At 42.3% G+C, this 21,459-nt stretch carries 13 protein-coding genes; 4 read left to right on the forward strand and 9 right to left on the reverse strand.

Features of this window, described 5'->3' with window-relative positions; genetic code table 11:
* Positions 1-220 precede the first annotated feature (220 nt).
* Positions 221-7,849 (forward strand): DUF4347 domain-containing protein, encoded by a 7,629-nt coding sequence (locus M595_RS12490; protein ID WP_040484034.1) that lies wholly within the window; start codon positions 221-223, stop codon positions 7,847-7,849.
* 153 nt (positions 7,850-8,002) lie between these two features.
* On the opposite strand, the gene M595_RS12495 is transcribed toward M595_RS12490, so the two are convergent.
* The 4 genes from M595_RS12495 to lpdA form a co-directional block, all read right to left on the reverse strand.
* Positions 8,003-9,160, reverse strand: a complete 1,158-nt coding sequence (locus M595_RS12495) for a pyridoxal-phosphate-dependent aminotransferase family protein (RefSeq protein WP_023066616.1) — start codon at positions 9,158-9,160, stop codon at positions 8,003-8,005.
* 30 nt (positions 9,161-9,190) lie between these two features.
* Positions 9,191-9,451, reverse strand: a complete 261-nt coding sequence (locus M595_RS29255; protein ID WP_023066633.1) for a DUF5340 domain-containing protein — start codon at positions 9,449-9,451, stop codon at positions 9,191-9,193.
* An 86-nt stretch (positions 9,452-9,537) separates the two neighbouring features.
* Positions 9,538-10,425: an indole-3-glycerol phosphate synthase TrpC gene (trpC, locus tag M595_RS12500; protein ID WP_023066649.1), complete on the reverse strand. Its 888-nt coding sequence runs from the start codon at positions 10,423-10,425 to the stop codon at positions 9,538-9,540.
* 111 nt (positions 10,426-10,536) lie between these two features.
* On the reverse strand, positions 10,537-12,003 hold the full coding sequence (gene lpdA, locus M595_RS12505) for a dihydrolipoyl dehydrogenase (RefSeq protein ID WP_052001767.1): 1,467 nt from the start codon (positions 12,001-12,003) through the stop codon (positions 10,537-10,539).
* A 228-nt stretch (positions 12,004-12,231) separates the two neighbouring features.
* Between lpdA and M595_RS12510 the strand changes: the two genes are divergently transcribed.
* The gene (locus M595_RS12510) at positions 12,232-12,843 is read left to right on the forward strand and encodes a Uma2 family endonuclease (protein ID WP_023066647.1); all 612 of its coding nucleotides are present in this window, start codon (positions 12,232-12,234) and stop codon (positions 12,841-12,843) included.
* Between the two features lie 91 nt (positions 12,844-12,934).
* On the opposite strand, the gene M595_RS12515 is transcribed toward M595_RS12510, so the two are convergent.
* Entirely contained in the window at positions 12,935-15,664 is a 2,730-nt protein-coding gene (locus M595_RS12515; protein WP_023066610.1) for a DNA methyltransferase, read from the reverse strand.
* A 465-nt stretch (positions 15,665-16,129) separates the two neighbouring features.
* Between M595_RS12515 and M595_RS12525 the strand changes: the two genes are divergently transcribed.
* Both M595_RS12525 and M595_RS12530 read left to right on the forward strand, forming a co-directional pair.
* Positions 16,130-16,378 (forward strand): hypothetical protein, encoded by a 249-nt coding sequence (locus M595_RS12525; RefSeq protein ID WP_023066661.1) that lies wholly within the window; start codon positions 16,130-16,132, stop codon positions 16,376-16,378.
* Positions 16,375-16,836 carry a type II toxin-antitoxin system VapC family toxin gene (locus tag M595_RS12530; protein WP_023066678.1) on the forward strand — a complete coding sequence of 154 codons (462 nt, stop codon included), beginning with the start codon at positions 16,375-16,377 and terminating at the stop codon, positions 16,834-16,836. Before M595_RS12525 ends, M595_RS12530 begins: the two co-directional genes overlap by 4 nt.
* Positions 16,837-16,873: 37 nt before the next feature.
* On the opposite strand, the gene M595_RS32305 is transcribed toward M595_RS12530, so the two are convergent.
* The 4 genes from M595_RS32305 to M595_RS12550 form a co-directional block, all read right to left on the reverse strand.
* Entirely contained in the window at positions 16,874-17,512 is a 639-nt protein-coding gene (locus tag M595_RS32305) for an SH3 domain-containing protein (protein WP_023066650.1), read from the reverse strand.
* Positions 17,513-17,792: 280 nt separating this feature from the next.
* The gene (gene frp, locus M595_RS12540) at positions 17,793-18,122 is read right to left on the reverse strand and encodes a fluorescence recovery protein (RefSeq protein WP_023066673.1); all 330 of its coding nucleotides are present in this window, start codon (positions 18,120-18,122) and stop codon (positions 17,793-17,795) included.
* A 124-nt stretch (positions 18,123-18,246) separates the two neighbouring features.
* Entirely contained in the window at positions 18,247-19,206 is a 960-nt protein-coding gene (locus M595_RS12545) for an orange carotenoid-binding protein (RefSeq protein WP_040484035.1), read from the reverse strand.
* A gap of 429 nt (positions 19,207-19,635) precedes the next feature.
* The gene (locus M595_RS12550) at positions 19,636-21,417 is read right to left on the reverse strand and encodes a succinate dehydrogenase/fumarate reductase flavoprotein subunit (RefSeq protein ID WP_023066668.1); all 1,782 of its coding nucleotides are present in this window, start codon (positions 21,415-21,417) and stop codon (positions 19,636-19,638) included.
* Positions 21,418-21,459 lie beyond the last annotated feature (42 nt).

Below are 21,459 nucleotides of genomic sequence, written 5' to 3' on the forward strand. Positions count from 1 at the left end.
TAAAGTGGGCTAATTGTCAACCCATTAATAAATATATTCTTGACAAGAAAGAAAGGTAGAAACAAATTGCATTGGGAGTCGTCTAGGATATGTTTGATCAACTACAACCAGAAAACATAGTAATCCGAAATCAATTCGAGTTTTCCTAAGAAAAGTTTGGCTTTATGGTGAATTTGCATTTACAATAAAAAGCTAGTTGAGTATTTAATAAAAACTGACAATGGTATCATTCACTCCTAGCCAAAATTTGATCTGCATTGACGCTAAAGTTGAAGACTACAAATATCTTTGTCAGGGGGTTCTACTAGGGTCTGAGGTCATTCTCCTGAATTCAAATCAGGATGGGGTTGAACAAATTACGGAACATTTACGCAATCGTATTCGTCGCCATCCGTCATCCCCTATTCAAACATTACATATTGTGAGTCATGGTTCGCCAGGATGTTTGTATCTGGGGAACACTCAACTCAATGTCGATACATTAGATCTCTACGCGGATCAACTCCAACAGTGGAGAGGTGCATTCACCCAGGATACAGAGATTTTACTCTATGGGTGTGACGTTGGTCAAAAAGAAAGTCAAAAATCCTATCCGTATTTTAATCTCACCAATCAATCAGCATTTCCTCACTCATCTGTTTCACCATTTATTCAAAAGATACAACAACTTACAGCCGCGAAGATAGCCGCTTCATCCACAAAAATAGGAAACAACAAGTTAGGCGGAAATTGGCAGTTAGACGTACAAACCGATAAGATTTTATCGCCTCTAGCCTTTACTGAGTCGGTTCGAGAAAGCTATGCTGGAGTGTTAGCAACGTTTACCGTTATCAATGCTAATGATGCGGGTGCGGGTTCCTTACGAGATGCAATAGAACAAGCTAACGCTAACAACGAAGCTGATATTATTGACTTTGCTCCGGCTTTGTCTGGTCAAACAATTAACCTAACTGATCGATTAGATATAAACGATAATAATGGAAATAATCTCACCATTAACGGCCCAGGAGCAGAGAACTTAATCATTAATGGTACCGGTGATGATTTTGTTTTTCAAGTTAATACTTCTAACCCAGAAACTGTTGTCCGCATTTCAGGCTTAACTGTTCAAAATGCTCGCACTGGAATTCAGTATGGTGGTGGGGAAGGTATATTAGAAATTGATAACAGCTTAATTACCAATAATACTCAGTTTGGAATTGTGAGTCGCAGCCGACTGGTACTAACCAATAGTACCCTACAAAATAATACTAGTCGGGGTGTTTCTCTGTCGGGTAGTAATAGTGTTATACAAGGGAATACATTTATTTCAACGACTCCAGACGCACAAGAGAATGCTATCTTTGTATTTACGCCTAATAATGCTGACCCTGCTGAAACAATAACCAATGTTCAAATCATCAATAACTTTATTGGTACTGATGCAAATGGTACACCTCAACTCGGACATCGTGATCAAGGTATAGAAATTGCCAGAGCAACAGGAACTCAAGTGATTGAGAATGTTATTTCCGGCAATGGAATTGAAGGGATTCTCGTTTCTGAAGGTTCAAATAATACCGTAATTCGAGGTAATCTTATTGGCGTTGCACCCGATGCTACAACAGCATTACCCAACAATAGTGATGGGATCATCATCCGAAATACAACGGGAACAATTATCGGTGGAATTACTGCCGAAGATCGCAATATTATTTCAGGTAATAATGGGAATGGAATTTTACTTCAGACCGAGGTAGATGCTCCGATTCCTACCACGAATACCCAGATTTTAGGCAACTATATCGGCGTTGACCAAAGTGGAAATACGGCAGTTCCGAATACCGGACAAGGGATTCAAATTGATGCTTCTACCCAGAATACAATTGGCGGTGTTAATCCCGGTGAAGGGAATACGATTTCGGGAAATGGTGTCGATGGTATATCGATTACAAATGCAGCCAACGAAAACACTATTCTAGGGAATTTTATCGGTGTTAATGCTGCGGGTGATGCGGCAGTTCCAAATGCAAATCATGGGATTCGGATCGACGGTTCAACGAATAATGATATCGGACTAGATCGACTCGAAAATCCTGAGATTGCCGGAACAAACCCCAACGTTATTTCGGGGAATGGAATTAACGGAGTATTGATTACCAATAGTTCCAACGAAACCAAAGTTTTGGGTAACTTTATTGGAACCAATGCGGCCGGAAATGCTGCCATTCCTAACGGGGAAGCGACCGACGACCCGGCGGTAATTAATGGCGGAATTGGTGTAGAAATTCGCAATTCTAGCAATAATATTATCGGTCGAAATACTCCCGGAGAACAGAATACAATCTCGGGGAATCTTGTTGATGGAATCCGGATAAATGCGACTCCTGAATTGAATTCAACCGCCAATATAATCCAAAGTAATTTAATGGGTTTGGATGCCACCGGAGTCACAGCAGTTCCCAACCAAAGCAACGGTATTTTAATTAGTAATGCCGCAGGAAATACGATTGGGGGAAGCGAGGCAAATCAGGGAAATACGATTTCTGGAAACGGAATTAACGGTTTAGTTTTAAGCACAGCTAATGACAATCAAGTTTTAGGAAATTTCATCGGAACAAATCGTGCGGGTAACGCTGCGGTTGCTAATGTTAATAATGGTTTAGAACTTGATAACTCGACTGGCAATGGTGTAATTGGAAATCTCATCTCGGGTAATACGGTTAATGGGGTTTCAATTGTTAATGCTTCTAGCGGCAACCAAATTCAAGGAAATCGCATTGGAGTTGCTGCGGATGGAACGAGTGGACTGGCAAATATTAACAGTGGAATTCTCATTAATAATGCGGCTAATAATATTATTGGTGGACTAGAAGCCGGAGTTGGTAATACTATCGCTTTCAATAGCGGAGATGGTGTTACTGTCACCAACGATACGGCGATTAATAATGGGATTTTGGGGAATAGTATTTTCTCCAATGGTGCAGAAGAGGATACTGAAATTGGGATTGATCTCGCCAACGATGGCGTAACCGCTAATGACCCGTTAGACGAAGATACGGGACCGAATACACTCCAAAATTATCCAGAATTGGTGTTAGCTGAACCGGTTGATAATAATACGGCTATTGCTGGAATTTTAAACAGTTTACCGAATACCACTTATCGCCTAGAATTCTTTAGTAACGTTGAAGTTGATCCGGTTGGTAATGGTCAAGGTCAAGCCTTTATCGGCACAACAGAAGTCACAACCGATGCGGAAGGAAATGCAACATTTACCGCCAATTTACCCGAAACTGGTGATTTATCCGGTCAATTCATTACCGCAACTGCAACAGACCCCAATAACAACACGTCAGAATTTTCGACTGGGGTAGATGTCAGTTTACCTGAAATTACAATCACTGAAAATCTCGCTCAAAATGAAGGCAATGAGGGTACTGTTGACTACGTTTATACTGTTAGTCTGAATCAACCCACAACCCAGAATATTGTTGTTAATTACACCACCAATGATGATACCGCAACCGTCGCCGATAATGACTATGTTGATAATGATGGTAGCTTAACATTTGCGGCAAATCCCTTTGCTGAAACACCTGCGAGTCAAACGATAACAGTTCAGGCTAATGGTGATATAACTTTTGAAGGGGATGAAGTTTTTAACGTTAGTTTGGATAATGCGAGTTATGGCAATATTATCACTCCTTCAGTAACAGGAACCATTACTAACGATGACGCACCTCCTAGCATTTCCGTTAGCGATATTACGGTTAACGAAGGAGACGGAACAGCTACTTTTACCGTCACCGCTTCTAAGATTAGTGGTTTTGCAGCTAGTTTTGATTATGCAACTAGCAATGATACCGCAGCAGCAGGTTTAGACTACACCGCAACAACCGGAAGTTTAACCATTCCTGTCGGACAAACGACTGTTAGTTTTGATGTTCCTTTACTCGATGATGGTTTAGAAGAACCTGACAAAAGTTTTAGCATTAACCTCACCAATCTTGATGGAATTGATGTTGAAAATAGTGACTTAACTGCAACTGCAAATATTCTCGATGATGACGTTTCGCCTGTCCTCAGTTTAGAAGCAGATAATATTAACTTTACCGAAGGGGGAGAATCTGTTGCGATCGCTAACAATATTACCATTACCGATGCAGATAGCACAACTTTAACCACTGCCAGTATTAGCTTAAAAAATCCTCTAGACCCAGGAACCGAAACCCTTTCTATTGTTGGTTCATTACCTGCCAATATTACCGCCAGCGATTATAATCCCTTTACCGGAGAATTAACTTTAACCGGAGATGCAAGTTTAGCCGACTATCAAACCGCATTATCCCAAATTGTTTATAACAATACGTCTGCTACACCCAATACCAAACCTCGCGAAGTTGAGATTATTGTCAGTGATGGAACAAACCCTAGCAACACGGCTTTTTCAACGGTTAATCTGATCGCAGTTAATAGTCCCCCAGTCGCCAACAATGACACCGTAATTACTCGAATTGATACCCCAATTACCTTCAATATTACTAATAACGATTTTGACCCGGATGGTATCATTAATCCGAGTACCGTTGAACTGGATGTAACAGGTTTAAATAATCAAGGAAGTGCCACGGTAGACGAACAAGGGAATCTCACTTTTACCCCTGAAACTGGGTTTACCGGAAGCGTTAATATTCCCTACAGCGTCCAAGATGACGGAGAAGAATCCGCAACCGCAGAAATTTCAATTACGGTTAATACCGACACCAATCAACCGCCAGTTACCGAAAATATACTCACAGAAATTATTCCGAATACGGCGACGACCGTTGCAATTCCGGCTTTAACGGCAACAGATTTTGATGGTACAATTACGAATTTTCAAATTAGCCGTTTACCTCGAAACGGTCAACTCCAACTCAACGGAGAAACGGTCACTGCAAATCAAACCATTTCTCTCGAAGATAGCGGAAATCTCACCTTTACTTCCGAAGTGGGTTTTGTCGGATTAGCAGAATTTGAATACACTGCTTTTGATGATAATAATGCGTCCGATTTAACCCCTGCAACCGTTGTTATTCCGGTTAATAGTACCAATCAACTTCCCGTCGCCGCAGATAAAATAGCCACTCCCAACCCCGGTAATAACACAGCCATTCCTATTCCCGAATTAACCGCAACCGACGATAGCAACATCACCGCTTTTCGCATCACTAATTTTCCCAAAAATAGCACCCTGTTATTAAACGGTCAGCCGTTAACGACTCCCGAAATTGCGGTTGCAGACGCAGCAAACCTCACCTATGTGGGTGGAGGAAATTTTACCGGAGATAGCTTCCAATATACCGCCATTGACGCTCAAAATAATGAAGACCCGACACCTGCAACCGTTACCCTCCCGGCGTTAACAACTGAGAATATACTCCCCGTTACCGCCGATAAAATTGGGCCAATTATTCCGAATGTACCTACACCGGTTGCTTTACCCGCTTTGGAGGGAACCGACGCCGATGGAAATATTGCCAGTTTCACGGTTACAGAATTACCTGTTGGGGGTCAACTGTTATTGGGTGGGACGGCGGTTGAAGTCAATCAAGTCATTCCCGCAGACCAAGCCGACCAACTCACCTTTACCCCCGACGCTGAATTTAGCGGTTTAACCCAATTTAGCTATGCGGCGACGGATAACCAAGGGGGTACTGATGAGACACCCGCCACTTACAACCTGGTGGTGAATGTCACGAATGTACCGCCTCTACCCACCAACCAGGGGACGCCGTTACTGAAAAATATTTCCACTCAAGTTCCGCTTCCGCCTTTAACCACTTTTAATACTGAAAATGCGGCCAGTTTTACCTTAGTTGAACTTCCCATCGGCGGACAAGTTTTCCTCAATGGTGAACCTGTTACAGTCAATCAAGTCATTCCTGTTGACCAAGCCGGACAACTCACATTTACATCCAATCTCGATTTTAGTGGTTCAACTGTTCTTAAATTTACGGCGACAGATACAGCCGGAATTACCTCTAGCCAAGTTGGAGAAGTCTCGTTATTTATTCTTCCCAATATCTTACCGACTGTTGAACCGTTAGAACTTCCCAGTATTATCCCGACTGGCTTTGCTGTTTCTGTTCCCACCCTCGTTGGTAGTGACGAAGATGGTGACGTTGTTAGCTTCACCCTGCAAAATATTCCGAGTCCTTCTCAGGGTCAATTATTCCTCGGTAATACTGAAGTCTTTAACCTCACTCAAGTTAGTGAAATTACACCCGAACAAGCGGGAAGTTTGCGGTTTGAAGCCAACGAAAATTTTGTCGGAGATATTGTTCTCAATTATGTCGCCAATGACAACGATGGTCAAAGTTCTGAACCGGCTGAAATTAGTATTAATGTATTAGTTGGAACGCCCAGTATCGACTTTGATATTCCCGAGTCTGAACCCATCGCGGATGAAATCATTGTTCCTGAAATTCCGAATAATGGAACAGCGATTGAAATTCCACCTTTAACTGCAAATGATATCAATGGAGAAATTGTCAGTTTCTCACTACAGGAGTTACCTTTAGAAGCACAAGGTCAACTCTTTTTAAATGGTACTGTTGTTACTCGTCTTAGCCAAGTTACAGAAATAACAATTGAACAGGCTTCTCAACTCAGTTTTGTTCCGACTCCGACATTTTCTGGTCAATTTCAACTCCGTTATACGGCTACCAATAGTATTGGATTCACTTCGAGGGCTAGCCGAATTACCTTAGAAGTTCCGAGTATTTCTTCTCAGATTCTCACCCTTCCGACAGATATTTCGTTAGAGTTTTTAGTATTTACAGCTACACTCGCCGGACTTTCTCAATCCTACAGCTTTATTAGCGAATCGATTGCTTTGAATGCGGTTGAAACTTCCATAGAAGGAACTGAAACTAATGACATTTTAGTTGGTGTTGAAATCAGTGAACAAATTGTCGGTTTAGCCGGAAATGATCAAATTAATGCTTTTGGCGGAAGTGATAATCTTTTCGGTAATATTGGCAGTGATACCCTCAATGCAGGGGATGGAAATGATGTCGCTGATGGGGGTAGCGGAGAAGATGTTCTCGTCGGGGGTTTTGGGAGTGATACGTTAATTGGGGGTTCAGAAAATGATTCTTTGGTTGGCGGTTCAGACAATCTAGTATTACCTGATACAGACGGTGAAGACCTTTTAGATGGCGGTGAAGGAGATGATACTTTATCTGGAAATCAAGGTCAAGATACGTTAATTGGAGGGGAAGGAAATGACCTCATTTATAGTGGGAAAGATAATGACCTCGCCAGTGGAGAAGCCGGAAATGATACCATATTTGGAGATTTGGGGAATGATACCATTGTTGGTGGCGAAGGCAATGATTTCTTACTCGGAAATCAGGGTAATGATACCGTCAGTGGCGGCGAGGGAAATGACTTTATAGCCGGGGGTAAGGGTGATGATTTACTATTTGGTGATGATGGCGATGACGAAGTTTATGGAGATTTAGGTGCAGATGTAGTCTATGGAAATCAAGGCAATGATAGCCTCTACGGTGGTGAAGATAACGATACTTTAATTGGCGGTGAAGGGGATGATTTCTTGTCAGGTGATGGCGGAGATGATATTCTCTTCGGTGGCGAAGGGTCGGATATTTTTGCCCTCCTATTAGATTCGGGTTCTGATGTGATTGTAGACTTTACTGACAGCCAAGATTTACTCGGTTTGTCTATTGGTTTGAGTTTCGATGAACTCACAATTGAACAAAGTGAAACAGCAACCTTAATTCGCTTTGAGGGTCAGCTTTTAGTCACACTCAACCGGATTAATTCAACCTTGATTACCGAAGACGACTTTACAACAATCTAAGAAAAAATCCCAAAGATACAAAGTCACGAAGATTAATTCTCAGGTTTCTCTGTATCTTTGGGGTCAATTTCTCGCTGAAAAACGCTTAGAAAAAAGAAGTCTTGTCTCTAACTTACTCAAGTTAAAAACACCTACACTCCTTGATTAAACAAATTAAGATTCAGCTAAAACTCTCGTCGCCGCAGCCATTCCAGCGCCCGGTGTAAAGCCTTCATAGCCTAACTCTCGCAATGCCACTTCGATCGCAGAAATCGCAGTTAAAATATCGCGATCGCTAACAAATCCCAAATGACCAATGCGGAAGATTTTGCCCTTAAGATGATCTTGTCCACCTGCGAGGGCAATATCAAACTGCTTCTTGACCACTGAACGCACCTTTTCGGCATCAACAGCTTCTGGGGGTCGAACCGCTGTCACCGCTGTACTGGTTGCATCATCAGGCGCTAATAAAGGTAAATTCAATCCTTTCATCGCCGCCCGACTAATTTTCGTCAAACGCTGATGACGCTCAAAAATCTGTTCCAAACCTTCGGCCTTCATCATCCTCAACGTCGCCTGCAACGCAAAGAACAAATTCACCGGAGGCGTGAACGGAGTTGTATCTTTAGCCGCTGACTTGCGGTAAGGCCCCAAATCTAAATAGTAACGAGGCAAATCAGAGGTTTTATACGCTTCCCAGGCTTTGGCACTCACAGAAACAAATCCCAACCCGGGCGGTATCATGTAAGCTTTTTGAGAACCGCTGGCGACCACATCTAAACCCCATTCATCAATGGGAATATTCACCGCCCCCAAACTGGTCACCGCATCAACCATGATCAACGCTTCCCCGTGGGCTTTGACATAACGGTTAATGGTTTCGAGATCGTTGAGGACTCCGGTTGAGGTTTCGCTGTGGGTGAGAATTACCGCCCGAATCTCTTTTTTGGTATCGGCTTCTAACTTTTCGCGGAATTTTTCAGTATCTAACGGTGTACCCCATTCGGCAGAAATGACATCGACTTCTAAACCATAGGCTTTGGCAACTTCAGCCCAACGTTCTCCAAATTTACCATTACTTCCGCATAAAACGCGATCGCCACGACTCAAAAAGTTAATCATTCCGGCTTCCATCGCCCCGGTACCGCTGGCGGTTAAGACCAGCACATCGTTTTGAGTTTGGTGTAACCACTTGAGGTTTTCCGTCACTTCCGCCATGATCTTGCTAAAGTCCCCACTGCGGTGTCCGATGGGGTGTTTAGCCATCGCTAGAAGGGCCTGTTCAGGAACGGGGGTCGGCCCCGGAATCATCAGCATTAATTTGTCATCCATAGCGTTAATCTGTGTGTCTATGTTTATGAGTTAATTATCAGGGAATGAGCTGCTATTCGCCTCTGGGTTAATCTCATTTAAAGACCAACAGGACTCCGTTGGCAAATTTGCGTGTATACAGCTTTGCTCTAGTTGCTTTTGTAGGGCGAGCGCTTTGCGAAGGGTGATGATTAGCTGATTGACTTGTTCATACTGTCGAGAATTGTGGTAAAGTGCGACTCGCGTTTTGCGTTCTAGCAGTTGTAGCAGCAGTTCGTAATGAATGTAAGAGGGTAAAGGAATCGGTTCCATAGGGTGAGATTATAAGCTAATATTGTGGAACCTCAAAATTAGCATCTGATCAGCTACTTATAGTACCGGATAGCGATCGCATTTGGCTAGTCACGACCGATGAGTTGTTGTAATGCTTCTCCGGGATCAGGTTGCTTGATCAAAGACTCCCCGATCAAAACGGCATTCGCCCCGGCATTTTTCACGAAGTTGAGGTCATCTTGAGTATACATTCCCGACTCACTGACGATCAAGATCTCCTGAGATTGAATTTGCTCTTTTTTAGCGTCTAACAGTTGACGAGTTGTGTCAAGATCAACCGAAAAGTCCTCTAAGTTGCGATTATTAATCCCGATTAAACTCACACCCTGCAAACAGAGAACTTGTTCGAGTTCTTCAAGGGTATGAACTTCAATTAACGGAGTCATCCCCAAAGTCTTGACAATTTTAACGAAATATTGTAAATCTTGCTGAGATAAAATTGCAGCAATTAATAAAACTGCATCTGCCCCATAAATTCGAGCCTGATAAATTTGATACGGATAGATTACAAACTCCTTACACAACAACGGAATATCAACAGCAGAGCGAATTTTTCCTAAGTTCTCAAAGCTACCTTGAAAGAACTTTTCATCTGTTAAAACTGAAAGACAACAAGCCCCATTTTCTTGATAAGCTTGGGCAATTTTCACCGGATCAAAATCTTCGCGAATTACCCCTTTACTCGGTGATGCCTTTTTGACTTCGGCAATAATAGCAGGTTGAGTTGGACTTGCTTTCAACGCCGCGATAAAATCTTTGGCTGGGGGTAAATTTTCAAGCCGACTCCGTAACTGCAATAACGGTAAACGTTCCCGTCTTCTATCAACTTCTTTCTCTTTTTCCCAGACAATTTCTTCGAGAATATTTTGGGGTTGATCATCCGGTACTGCCACCGTATAAAGTAAACTAGCGACATTCACAGACGGGTTCGGACGACGACGACGAATTTGCATTTTTAGGAATTAGGGATTTACCATCAATCATTGATTAGGGTAGATTGAGAAGATATATTTGTTCTCAACCCACCCGATATTTTACAGCTTAATGACAACTTTTGGATCAGATTAATGCGTCGCACTCAAAGCCCGTTTATAGGCTTCATCCAACACCTCAGAAAGCGTCGGATGCGTATGCACAGAAAACGCCAAAGTTTGCACCGACTGACGATTACTAATTGCATTTGCTGCTTCTTGAATTAAATCCGCCGCGTGGAACCCAAAAATATGAACCCCCAAAATTTCACCCGTATCTTTGCGGTAAATCACCTTAGCAACCCCGTCGGTTTCTCCTTCGGCAATTGCCTTAGAATTCCCCTTAAAATAGGTTTTCACCGAAGCAACTTCAAAGCCTTCTTTTTCACCCAATTCCTTCGCCGCAGGTTCAGTTAAACCCACATAACTAATCTCAGGATGAGTAAAAGCCGCAGCCGGAATACTGCGATAATCGACTTGGCGATGGCGACCACAAATGGTTTCTACAACTGCCATCCCTTGGGCAGATGCGGTGTGCGCCAACATCATTTTACCCGTTACATCTCCAATCGCCCATAAATTAGCAATCGGTTCACCGCTAGAAACCACCGCTAAATCATCATTAACCGGAATAAAACCGCGTCGATCTGTTTCCACCCCAACTGATTCTAACCCTAAGTTTTTGCTGTATGGAATACGCCCAGTTGCCACCAAACAAGCATCCACTTCTAACACTTCTTCAACTTCTTTGGTTTTGGCATCGGCTAATTCAATAATCACCGGAGAACCCGGCGTTACTTTCATTGCCAATTTACCCACCCGAGTTTCAATATCTCGCGGCGAAATTAACACCCGTTGGGCTAATTTAGCAATATCAGGATCAAAAGTGGGCATCAATTGATCCAACGCTTCAATCATGGTAATTTCACACCCTAAAGCGGTATAAACATCGGAAAATTCTAAACCGATATAACCACTGCCAACAATGGCTATCCATTGGGGTAACGATAGTAATTTTAGCGCCTCATCACTGGTAAAAACCGTTTTGTGATCGACTTCAATTCCCGGTGGAACAAACGGAATAGAACCCGGCGCCAAAATAATATCTTTCGCCGTCACTGTTTTGTCACCCTTCGACGTTTCAACTGTGATCTTTTGCGGGGCGACGACTTTTCCCCAACCTTGAATCACATCAACCCCTAAACGTTTGAGGCTATTGGTCATATCACCGCGAATTTTCGTGACAATATTTTCGGCGTGACCCGCAATCGTTCCTCGGTCAAAGCTAACCTGTCCCAGTTGAATTCCTAACGTTTGTAGATGATGAGTATTGCGTAACTCTCGCACCCGTCCTGCCGCAGCTAACAAGGCTTTTGATGGGATACAGCCTCGGTTAACGCAGGTTCCGCCCATTTCTGCAACTTCCACAATCGCGGTTTTTAAGCCACAGCTAACGGCGTGGAGGGCAGCACCATGTCCACCCACCCCTGCGCCAATTATCACTAAATCGTAATCAAAATCACTCACTCTACCTCTCCTGGTGCGATCCTTTATGTTCATTGTGAACCACAGAGGGGACAGTAGACAAGGGTTAGTTTGTCACGGGTTGAAATTCTACCCAATTCTGTAGGGGATGATGACATCAGCCCAAAACCCATTGTAATTAAAGTTGTGATTAAAAAAGCTTGTCGTTGCGCTTTAGCGCACCAAACCTCAGACTGAAGCAACAATGACGAACTGAGTAATAATAATTGTACGGCAATCAGTCAAGATAAGGGAAGTCAATCTATGATTCAAATCTTACAACAACCGATTACCTTTGATGAGTTTATCGAGTGGCTACCATCCGTTTCTGAATGCCGCTATGAATTACATCGTGGAGTGATTGTTGAGATGCCAAAACTGAGGGGGAAACATTCAAAAGTGTCTGGCAATTTAGCTTACGATCTCGGTACTGCCATTCGTCAGGCGAACTTACCTTATTTTATCCCAAAAGAGTGCATTGTCCGTTCTCTTGATGGGAATTCTGGATATGAACCGGATGTGATTGTTCTCGATGAACCTGCACTGATAGATGAATCCAATTGGGAAAGTGGCTCTATAATTACTTTGGGTAAATCGATTAAAATTATTGTAGAAGTTGTTTCTAGTAATTGGCGCGATGATTACTTTATGAAGCTGGGAGAATACGAAGCTTTGGGTATCCCGGAATATTGGATTGTTGATTATGCTGCATTGGGCGGGCGGCGCTTTATTGGTAATCCCAAACAACCGACGATTACAATCGGTCAATTGGTGGATGGAGAATATGAATTACAGCAATTTAAAGTTAGCGATCGCTTATTTTCCCCGACTTTATCCAATCTAATGTTAACAGTTGAACAAATTTTTGGAAGTTAATCACTTTTTATGATGATAAACAAGTGCGATCGCCCGAACTAAACCGATCTAATTTCGGTGAAAATCGACTTTCACGATTAACGGGGGAAATTTATTCCACAGGACGACCAGGCCCAACTATAGATTCACCTTGTTTTTCTTTGGCGGCAAGTTCTTGGTTTAGGGTTAATAATTTTTCTAATATATCATCATTTTCATTAAAACCGTAGGCTTGCATAACCAACTTACTCAGTTTAGCATGAAGTTGATAAAGTTGGCTACTCGGTTCATTAAAAAAAGCATTATAAAGTTGTGTGATTCCCCATTTTTTCTTTTGCATTTGTTCGCTGCGATATTCGTGCAGTTCTGTTGCTGTAACTCTAATTTGTTTGATTAATTTAGTATCGGGGTTTTGAGGAAAGGGGAAGGTTTCAAAGCAAGTATTGTGAGTGTAAGCAATATCCGCTTTAAGAGTTGACTTTTGAGCGTTCATCCAAATTCGATGAACTGAGGATAAAAGTACACCCAAAATATAGAAGTCATCTGAAGCAACAGCTTTAGTTTTGTTTCCTGGTAGCCAATCTGAAGCACAAGAAATAAAGATTGCCCACTTTGACACTTCTGGAACTGCAAAATACCCGGATAATGAAGCCAGTGCGTCTCTCATTTCTGTTCTGAATCGTAAAAATCTCCACCAGTATTTTCTTGCTTTGGCATCTCTATTTTTATCTCGTTCTGGCTTAACATTAGCCCTGACCCATTCAAAAGGAAGCTTGTATTCAATTGCATCTTCCAAACTCATATCATTAAAATCAATAATCCAGCGATCAGGTTTTCCCAGGGGTTTTTTAGCGAGATTACTTCCCATCGAAAATAGCTTGATCACCTCTTGATTTTTTGAATCCGATTTTATCCACTGTTCGGCTTGTTGTTCGGTAATGATAAACCCTTTCCCCACGGGAATAATACCTTGAAAACATTGATTGAGATTAGCCTTTAAACGCACAGCTTGAGAAACATCGATAACAGATTGTAGTGAGGAGTTTATCTGTTGAACGGGATGATTATCGAGATGATAAACCTGCGGTTGCTGCTTGCACCAATTCACCAAACTAACATGAACATTTGCTTCACCAGACCAAGGTTGAGTAGAAATTGCTTCGTGAATATATCCGCCATTTTGGGTAATGTATTCTAACGCAGCTTTGCGACTTTTTCCTTGACTAATAGAGTTTGTTCCAACTAATCCCGCCCGACCTGTTTCACTAATATGATGATGAGCCAACCGAAACCAATACGCACAAAAATCTACCGAGTCTTTCACATCTGAAAACCTGTTAAAAACCCGATCAATATATTCATCTCCTAGCGTCATTCTCAGGTGTTTTCCGCCCAAAAAGGGAGGATTTCCAATCACAGCATTTGCCTTCACCCACCGACCAAATAAAGCATCTTCACAGACAATATTTTGATCTAATGTATCCAAAGGTAAAGCCGGTTCATTGGTGAGTTGATATTTATCAATGGCAATTTTTCGAGCAATCATCATCGTCACCCTAGCCAACTGCACAGCAAAGGGATTTGTATCCATTCCAAAAAATTGCATCGGAGTCACAAAACTGATCGCCGCCACAGTCGATTCTGAACGTTTCCGTGCGGCAATTTTATCCATTAATAGCCTTTCAATCCGTTTTAATTCTTGATAAGCCACATACAAAAAATTTCCCGAACCGCAAGCGGGGTCAAGTACCCGATATCCTTGCAATTCCATCTGCAAAGTATTTAATTCTCCGATAGTATTGGCTGCATTAATTCGGTCTTCCCAATAATCGCTAATGGTCGGTCGAACAATTTGACGAATATCAACTTCACTGGTAAAATGTATCCCGTGAGCGTGGCGTTTTTCCGGGTCAATCGCACCTTCAAAAATATTCCCAAAAATAGAAGGTCGAATATTACTCCAGTTATCACGAGCGCAAGCATCTAACAAGCCGAGTTCTTCTGAAGTTAAATCAATTGCTTGTACGCTTGCAAACAACCCGCCATTAAAATAATTAACTCCTTTATATCGTCCTGCGGGTGTAACTCCGGGTCGATTCATTTCTTGAAACAAACCGCCCAAAATATCGTAGGAACTTGCTTTTTTATCTTTGCAATCTTGAACTAAACCTACAAATAAATTAGAGGGAAGTAAACCCCGATCTTCTGAAAACATCGCCATCACACACTGCAAAAGAAATCGCTGAAGTTGTTCTTCATTAAAATCTCGAAATCCCGTTTTCTTTGCTCTTTCATAAATCAGTTGATACAATTCCCCCATTCTTCTGGCGGTGCGTTCAGTAACAGCAACTTGGTTATTTTTAAAAACGGGAGACAAACCGCCAATTTCCATAAAACTAAACGCTCCCATGCGTTGGGGAAGCTGTTCTAACAGAACTTGATCGACGGGTTCATCGACTTGGTTTTCAAAGTCAAATATCCAAAATTCATCAAAGTTACAAAGGATTGCATATCGGGGTCTGTTGGGAGCAATTCGCATCCAATACCGTTCGAGTTGAGCGTAGTGTTTACTGAGGTTTTCTCTTTTTGATTTCATCTCAATTAAAACACCGGGAACTCCCGCACGCGATCGCCAAACTAAATCAGCAAATCCTGTTTTTCCCTTTGCACTTCCTTTCGTTAAACGGTCTTCAAATTCTGCACTAACTTCTTTCGTTCCTTCGTGTCCAAACGCCTGAAAAAACTTGGTCAGAAAAGTCTGAGCCTCACTTTTTTCATCGCCTCTGAGGTGTTGCTGACAATAATTTACAAAAGATTGAAGACTTTCGGGCGTTGCTGGCATTGAATTGACTCCGGTAATTCACCAAACTGCCATCAATTATTCTAATAATTCTTGTTTTATTTCTAATTGCTGTTGGCTGACTGTCGCAATTGATTCGGCAGTTTGATAATGCTTTTTTTTGATTATACCAATAAAGGGCTTCAAGTTAATACAAATATTTGTATCGATTACGCAACACACGCGGTTCAACACAATAATTGAACAGATTGCGATCGCGTAGGCGCAAGCCGTGACGCCATTAAGCCTATCGCTTTTCCTTGTAGGTTGGGTTGACCCCAGGAAACCCAACATATGTTTTTAATTTCAATACAAAAATTGAACCGATAGCCCTAAGAGTGATCCCTTTCTGAACGCTCATCAACTGAGTTTCATCGTAAAGATATGGTTTCTCTGTAGTGTGATGATGATTGGGTAAAATCTCCAATTTAAGGCTATAATAAATATGTTTTCACCTAACTATCAGTTATGCTGCGAGAACAATTGAAACAGCAAATAGACAGACTCAATGAAGACCAGCTTCAAAAAATAGCCGATTTCATCAGCTTAATACAATCTCAGTCCGAGCAATTGACATCATATAAAACTCCATTTTGGCAAACAGCAACACCCGCAGAACGGGCTAGGGAGTTTCGCAATTGGGTTTCTCAACTTCCCAGAACCAGTGTGAGTTTATCTGATGAAGCATTTAGCCGCGATCGCATTTACGAAGAATGACAAAATATCTACTAGATACCAATGTTATTCTGCGTTTTTGTAATCCTTCTGACCAGCAAAATCATCTCGCTACAGAAGCAATATTTTGTTTGCTAAACCGAGGGGATGAATGTTTTCTTGCAACACAAGTATTGATTGAGCTTTGGGTAGTTGCAACCCGACCCGTTGAAGTGAATGGCTTGGGATGGACTACAGAAAAAACGCGAAACATAATAGACCAGCTTATTATTCGCTTCCCATTACTAGAAGAATCCTTACAGATTTTTCCCCATTGGTTAGACTTAGTTACAACTAATAAAATTATGGGTAAACGGACTCACGATGCCCGTCTGATTGCCGCTATGTTTGCCAATGGAGTTACACATCTTCTGACGTTCAATCCCACTGATTTTTCAATCACATCAAGCATTACAGTTGTACATCCGCAGCAATTAGTGACACCTGAAATTAATGATTGAACCGAGTACGATCGCATTGTATTATTTTAACGTTTAATTATCGCCACATCTCAAATTTATCTTCAGAACATCCATTGATATAGCGGTTATTTACCCAACCAACAAACGGAGTAAACTTTTCATTGGGGGGAAATCCATCAACCAAAGCAACAATTTTCACCCAATTTCCCCGACGAGAAACCGCCCGCACACCATCACCCCGTTTCAGTTGTAAAACCACGTCACTTTTTAAGTCTGGGTTTTGACGAATATTAACTTTGCTATTAACTCGGTTGGTGATAATAAATGAACAAAAGCTATTCTCAGCTAATTCTTGAACATAATCAGGGTTAGACTGGGCGATAGGTGTCATTTTTTGAGATAGCAACACCTTATTTTTCGGGTCAAAAACCTTTAAAGTATACTGGCTTTTATTGGCTTCAGGAATCATACTATATGTATAACCCTTGCGTTCCCAAGCGTAACGTCCTTGACTGTAGTTAGAAGCCATGGGAATATGAACACAACGTTCTTTTGCGTCGCAACCTGTATAGGAAGCAGAACTTCGTGATCCGTCAATTGTAACGGTAAAATTACCACCTGTGAAGGTATCAGCTAAAGCAGAAGTAGCTAAAAATGCACTGGCGATCGCAACAAATGTTAAAGTTTTGAGAATCGATGTAATTTTGAGTTTCATGGTGATGGTTCTGGGTTGAAGTAATCTTGAACTCTTTCTGTTTTCACCCGAACTATCTGTTAATTTTGAGAAAAAGAGACAAAAATTCAATTGTCTGCAACCCCAATAGCCATCACTCCATCAATTCTGTACTTTCAAGAGGATGATAATAGGACAGTTAGACTTCTGTCTATTTTGACCAATTATTTTAATCCTTTACACAAGGGAGTTGAGTTTCAGTGAACCAAAAACCTTTCAAATCAAGCCCTTTCTCCAACCCACTCAAACTCCCTTGAAAGTGTTACATTCGTGTGAGTACAGAAACCTTACTAATCTTCTCAGCATCTAAACCTTTCAGTTCATCGAGATGCAACCATCCTTCTTTTACTAACTGAGCAAAGGTAAAAATGAGGAGAGAATCTCTGTGATCATACTTACCATCAATATCATGTCTTCTGGCACTTAAAAAGTCATGTAGAAGCCAAATATCATCAAGCTTTGTAATCTCGCCTGCTTGTTCTCTAACAACCTGAATTAAAGCCGTAATTTCTCGCTGATAAGCTTTTTTAAATGCCTGCCGAGCAATTTCTTTCTCGGCGGTAGACCACTCAATATCACTCACGGGTATCATGAAACCTAAAATATGTGCTATTAATCTATGTTAACCGATAATAGGGTTAGCCTCAAAATAAGAAAGCGTCCTTTGTACTCAGACGCTCATCCAAAATTAAACAGTATTTTTGCCTAATCTTTTTCTAACGAGCTAAGTTTAATAGCTCTTTAGGTGAAGCCAACAAATCAATTGCAACAAAGAAAATCTTGTCTTCAGCATTCAGTAAAAACCGCCAAGCAATATTCATACCTACACCCGCACCGAACCAGGGAGTTTGCACTTTACCTGTGACTTTGATTTGAGTATAACCCTCGTCTGCGGGTTCAGTAACGCCTCGTTCTGGGATTAACTTCAGATTCTGACATTCTTCTTGGAAAAACCGCAGAACCGCTTCTTTGCCGACAACAGGTCTACGGAAAGGAGGCTGCAACGCCCCATCGGGTACAAATAACTCAATCAACGCATTAAAGTCGTTTGCATTCAAATTATTCATGTATTCCAATACCGTTGCATTGGTAACGCCTTCAATTTTGACCTGAGTGCGCTTTGCCATATCCGTCGGGGGAACAACAGGTTCAGCAACACGGGTGTAACTCCCTAATTTACTGGTATCAAACCCCATATCCACAACTGAATTCCGCAAAACTGTAATTTGCTGACCCGACTCTAAACCGCGAATGGCTTGTAATACTGCCGTCGCATTTGCAGAAAGCTGATAGCCTTCGGGAATGGGAGCTACTTGCCCTTCATCCATCCATTGTCCAAGCTGATACCAAAAACCAAGTTTGATATTTGGAGACCAAGTTGCGTAGGTGCGGCAAAGAGGGGTATCTGAACGGTTTGCTAAGTCGCACATTGCCTGGGATTGTTCTTGAGGCCCCATTTTGCGAATTTCATTGAGTGTGATCTCAGCAAACTGCATATTTGCCGCTCCAGGAGCCGCAATGGTAATGGTTTTACCCATTTCAAGATAAGCAAACCAAATCAAAGCCAGTTGGTCTTCTGCACTCAGCTGAGTGAACCGAGCAATCGTAGCAGGAACGGTATCAGCAGCCAACGTGTTTGGGAAGATGTTGCGAGCTGAATCGATTGAAAATGGCATAAGTTACCTTGTCAAAGTCCAATAAAGGTTTAACTCTATGCTTGTGATCGCAGGTATAGTCAAACCCACCTTTAGAATAGGGGAATATGGTACACCCAAATATAAAGAATTCAAATTGGGGGTTAAGCATTTTTTATGGCTATCAGTCTCTATGGGAAGGAGTCTCCCGATTTGTCCCCGATAGCCAAGTTCAGAAATTAATCGAATGGATACGGAAAAATTAACCTCTTATTAACCAGAGGGGTCAGTCGTGATGATAGGGGGGATAAAGTTAACCCCGATGGAAGTGTAGACTTCACCGTTTCTAACACGACTATTGCGGTCAATTCTAGGACAACAATTGCCTCGAGAGAGGTCTAACAGCTTAAACAAGAAAAGAAGGGTAATTTATGAATAATCCCTACATAAATTACCGCGACTTAAATTGCTTTAATACTTGCGTTCTTGGGGTTCAAACCGAGTAATACTCACCGGACGATAAGACAAATCAATGCCAGCCGGTGAATAATAGGCTAGGGTATGCTTCAAGAAATTAGGATCATCCCGTTTCGGATAATCTTCTCGACTGTGCGCCCCTCGACTTTCTAAACGGTTTAATGCTGATGTCAAAATCATCTGACCGACAATCATAATACTCCGCAATTCCAACGCTTCAATAATCTCTGTATTCCAAACATTATCTTGGTCGTCGAGATAAATCTGTTGATATTTATCTTGTAATTGCTGAATTTTAGTTAATCCCTCTTGCATGATTTCTTGAGTTCTAAACACCCCACAATGCTCGGTCATTGCATCTTGAAACTCTTGACGAATTTGGCCAATCCGATAACCGCCTCGTCGGTCTAATAACGCTTGAATTTGTTCTTTGGCATCCTGAAGATAACGCTGTTCATCGATATCTGGTAACTTTCGACCCTCAACAAATCGAGCAATAGCCGCCCCGGTGCGTTTTCCATAAACCACACATTCGAGTAACGAATTACTCCCCAAACGGTTAGCGCCATGAACCGATACACAAGCCGCTTCTCCGGCAGCAAAAAAGCCATCAACAAGATTATTACGGGGATTAACAGACTTGTCTTTGGGGTCAAACTTAAAATCAACAGGCAACCCCGGCCCAATAATCACCTGACCATCAGTATTAGTCGGAATGCCGCCCATAGAATAGTGAACCGTCGGACGAACAGGCATCGGTTCATGGACTGCATCCACCCCCACAAGTCGATGAGCTTCCTCCCAACAAAACGGAATCCGACTCATAATTTTTTCTCGTCCCATGTGCCGCAAATCAAGATAGATAAACGGCCCACCCGGACTCCCATCTCGATGAATTCCTCGTCCGGCGCGAATTTCTAGGGTAATGGCTCTCGAAGTAATATCACGGGGCGCCAACTCCATTTTACTGGGGGCATAATTGGCCATAAAGCGTTCCCCTTCGCTGTTAATCAGATAGGCCCCTTCACCCCGAACCGCTTCGGAAATCAGCACCCCAACTGGATACAACCCCGTCGGATGAAACTGGACAAATTCCATATCTTGTAATGGAACTCCGGCTAATGCCGACATCGCTAACCCGTCGCCTGTAGACGCATAATCATTTGATGTGGTGTTAAACGCTCGTCCATAACCGCCTGTGGCAAACATCACCACTTTTGCTCGCATGACGACAACTTCACCATTCTCGATGTTGTACATCACGACGCCTTTGGCTTGAGCGTCTTCTAAAATTAAACGCATGATGTACCATTCATCGTAGATTTGTACGCCATAGCGCCGTAAATTATTCACCAGTTCGTGGAGAATGGCGTGACCTGTTTTATCGGCTGCGTAACAGGTGCGGTTATGAGTATGACCTCCAAAAGCCCGTTGAGCGATACGACCATCTTCTAGGCGAGAAAACAGTACGCCCATGTGTTCGAGGTCGATAATCACATTTGGGGCTTCTTGGGCGAGAATTTCCACCGCATCTTGGTCTGCAAGGTAGTCTGAACCTTTGACGGTATCGAAAGCATGAGCTTCCCAAGTATCGGCAGAGTCAACATTTTTTAGGCTGGCTGCAATTCCCCCTTGGGCGGCAACGGAGTGGGAACGAATGGGATGGGTTTTGGCAACCATCGCAATGTTGAGACTGGGGTTCATACGAGCCATTTCTACCGCAGCTCGACTTCCTGCTAAACCCCCACCGACAATTATGACATCATGTTCTAGCATAGTTGGTGAATCGTGAATAGAGTTCTCCTCGTTCTTCTATGT

The organism is Lyngbya aestuarii BL J (assembly GCF_000478195.2).
GTDB lineage: Bacteria > Cyanobacteriota > Cyanobacteriia > Cyanobacteriales > Microcoleaceae > Capilliphycus > Capilliphycus aestuarii.

Coding starts and splice junctions, on each gene's coding strand:
- M595_RS12490 (WP_040484034.1), top strand. CDS start 221: ATGGTATCATTCACTCCTAGCCAAAATTTGATCTGCATTGACGCTAAA.
- M595_RS12495 (WP_023066616.1), bottom strand. CDS start 9,160: ATGGATGACAAATTAATGCTGATGATTCCGGGGCCGACCCCCGTTCCT.
- M595_RS29255 (WP_023066633.1), bottom strand. CDS start 9,451: ATGGAACCGATTCCTTTACCCTCTTACATTCATTACGAACTGCTGCTA.
- trpC (WP_023066649.1), bottom strand. CDS start 10,425: ATGCAAATTCGTCGTCGTCGTCCGAACCCGTCTGTGAATGTCGCTAGT.
- lpdA (WP_052001767.1), bottom strand. CDS start 12,003: ATGAACATAAAGGATCGCACCAGGAGAGGTAGAGTGAGTGATTTTGAT.
- M595_RS12510 (WP_023066647.1), top strand. CDS start 12,232: ATGATTCAAATCTTACAACAACCGATTACCTTTGATGAGTTTATCGAG.
- M595_RS12515 (WP_023066610.1), bottom strand. CDS start 15,664: ATGCCAGCAACGCCCGAAAGTCTTCAATCTTTTGTAAATTATTGTCAG.
- M595_RS12525 (WP_023066661.1), top strand. CDS start 16,130: ATGCTGCGAGAACAATTGAAACAGCAAATAGACAGACTCAATGAAGAC.
- M595_RS12530 (WP_023066678.1), top strand. CDS start 16,375: ATGACAAAATATCTACTAGATACCAATGTTATTCTGCGTTTTTGTAAT.
- M595_RS32305 (WP_023066650.1), bottom strand. CDS start 17,512: ATGAAACTCAAAATTACATCGATTCTCAAAACTTTAACATTTGTTGCG.
- frp (WP_023066673.1), bottom strand. CDS start 18,122: ATGATACCCGTGAGTGATATTGAGTGGTCTACCGCCGAGAAAGAAATT.
- M595_RS12545 (WP_040484035.1), bottom strand. CDS start 19,206: ATGCCATTTTCAATCGATTCAGCTCGCAACATCTTCCCAAACACGTTG.
- M595_RS12550 (WP_023066668.1), bottom strand. CDS start 21,417: ATGCTAGAACATGATGTCATAATTGTCGGTGGGGGTTTAGCAGGAAGT.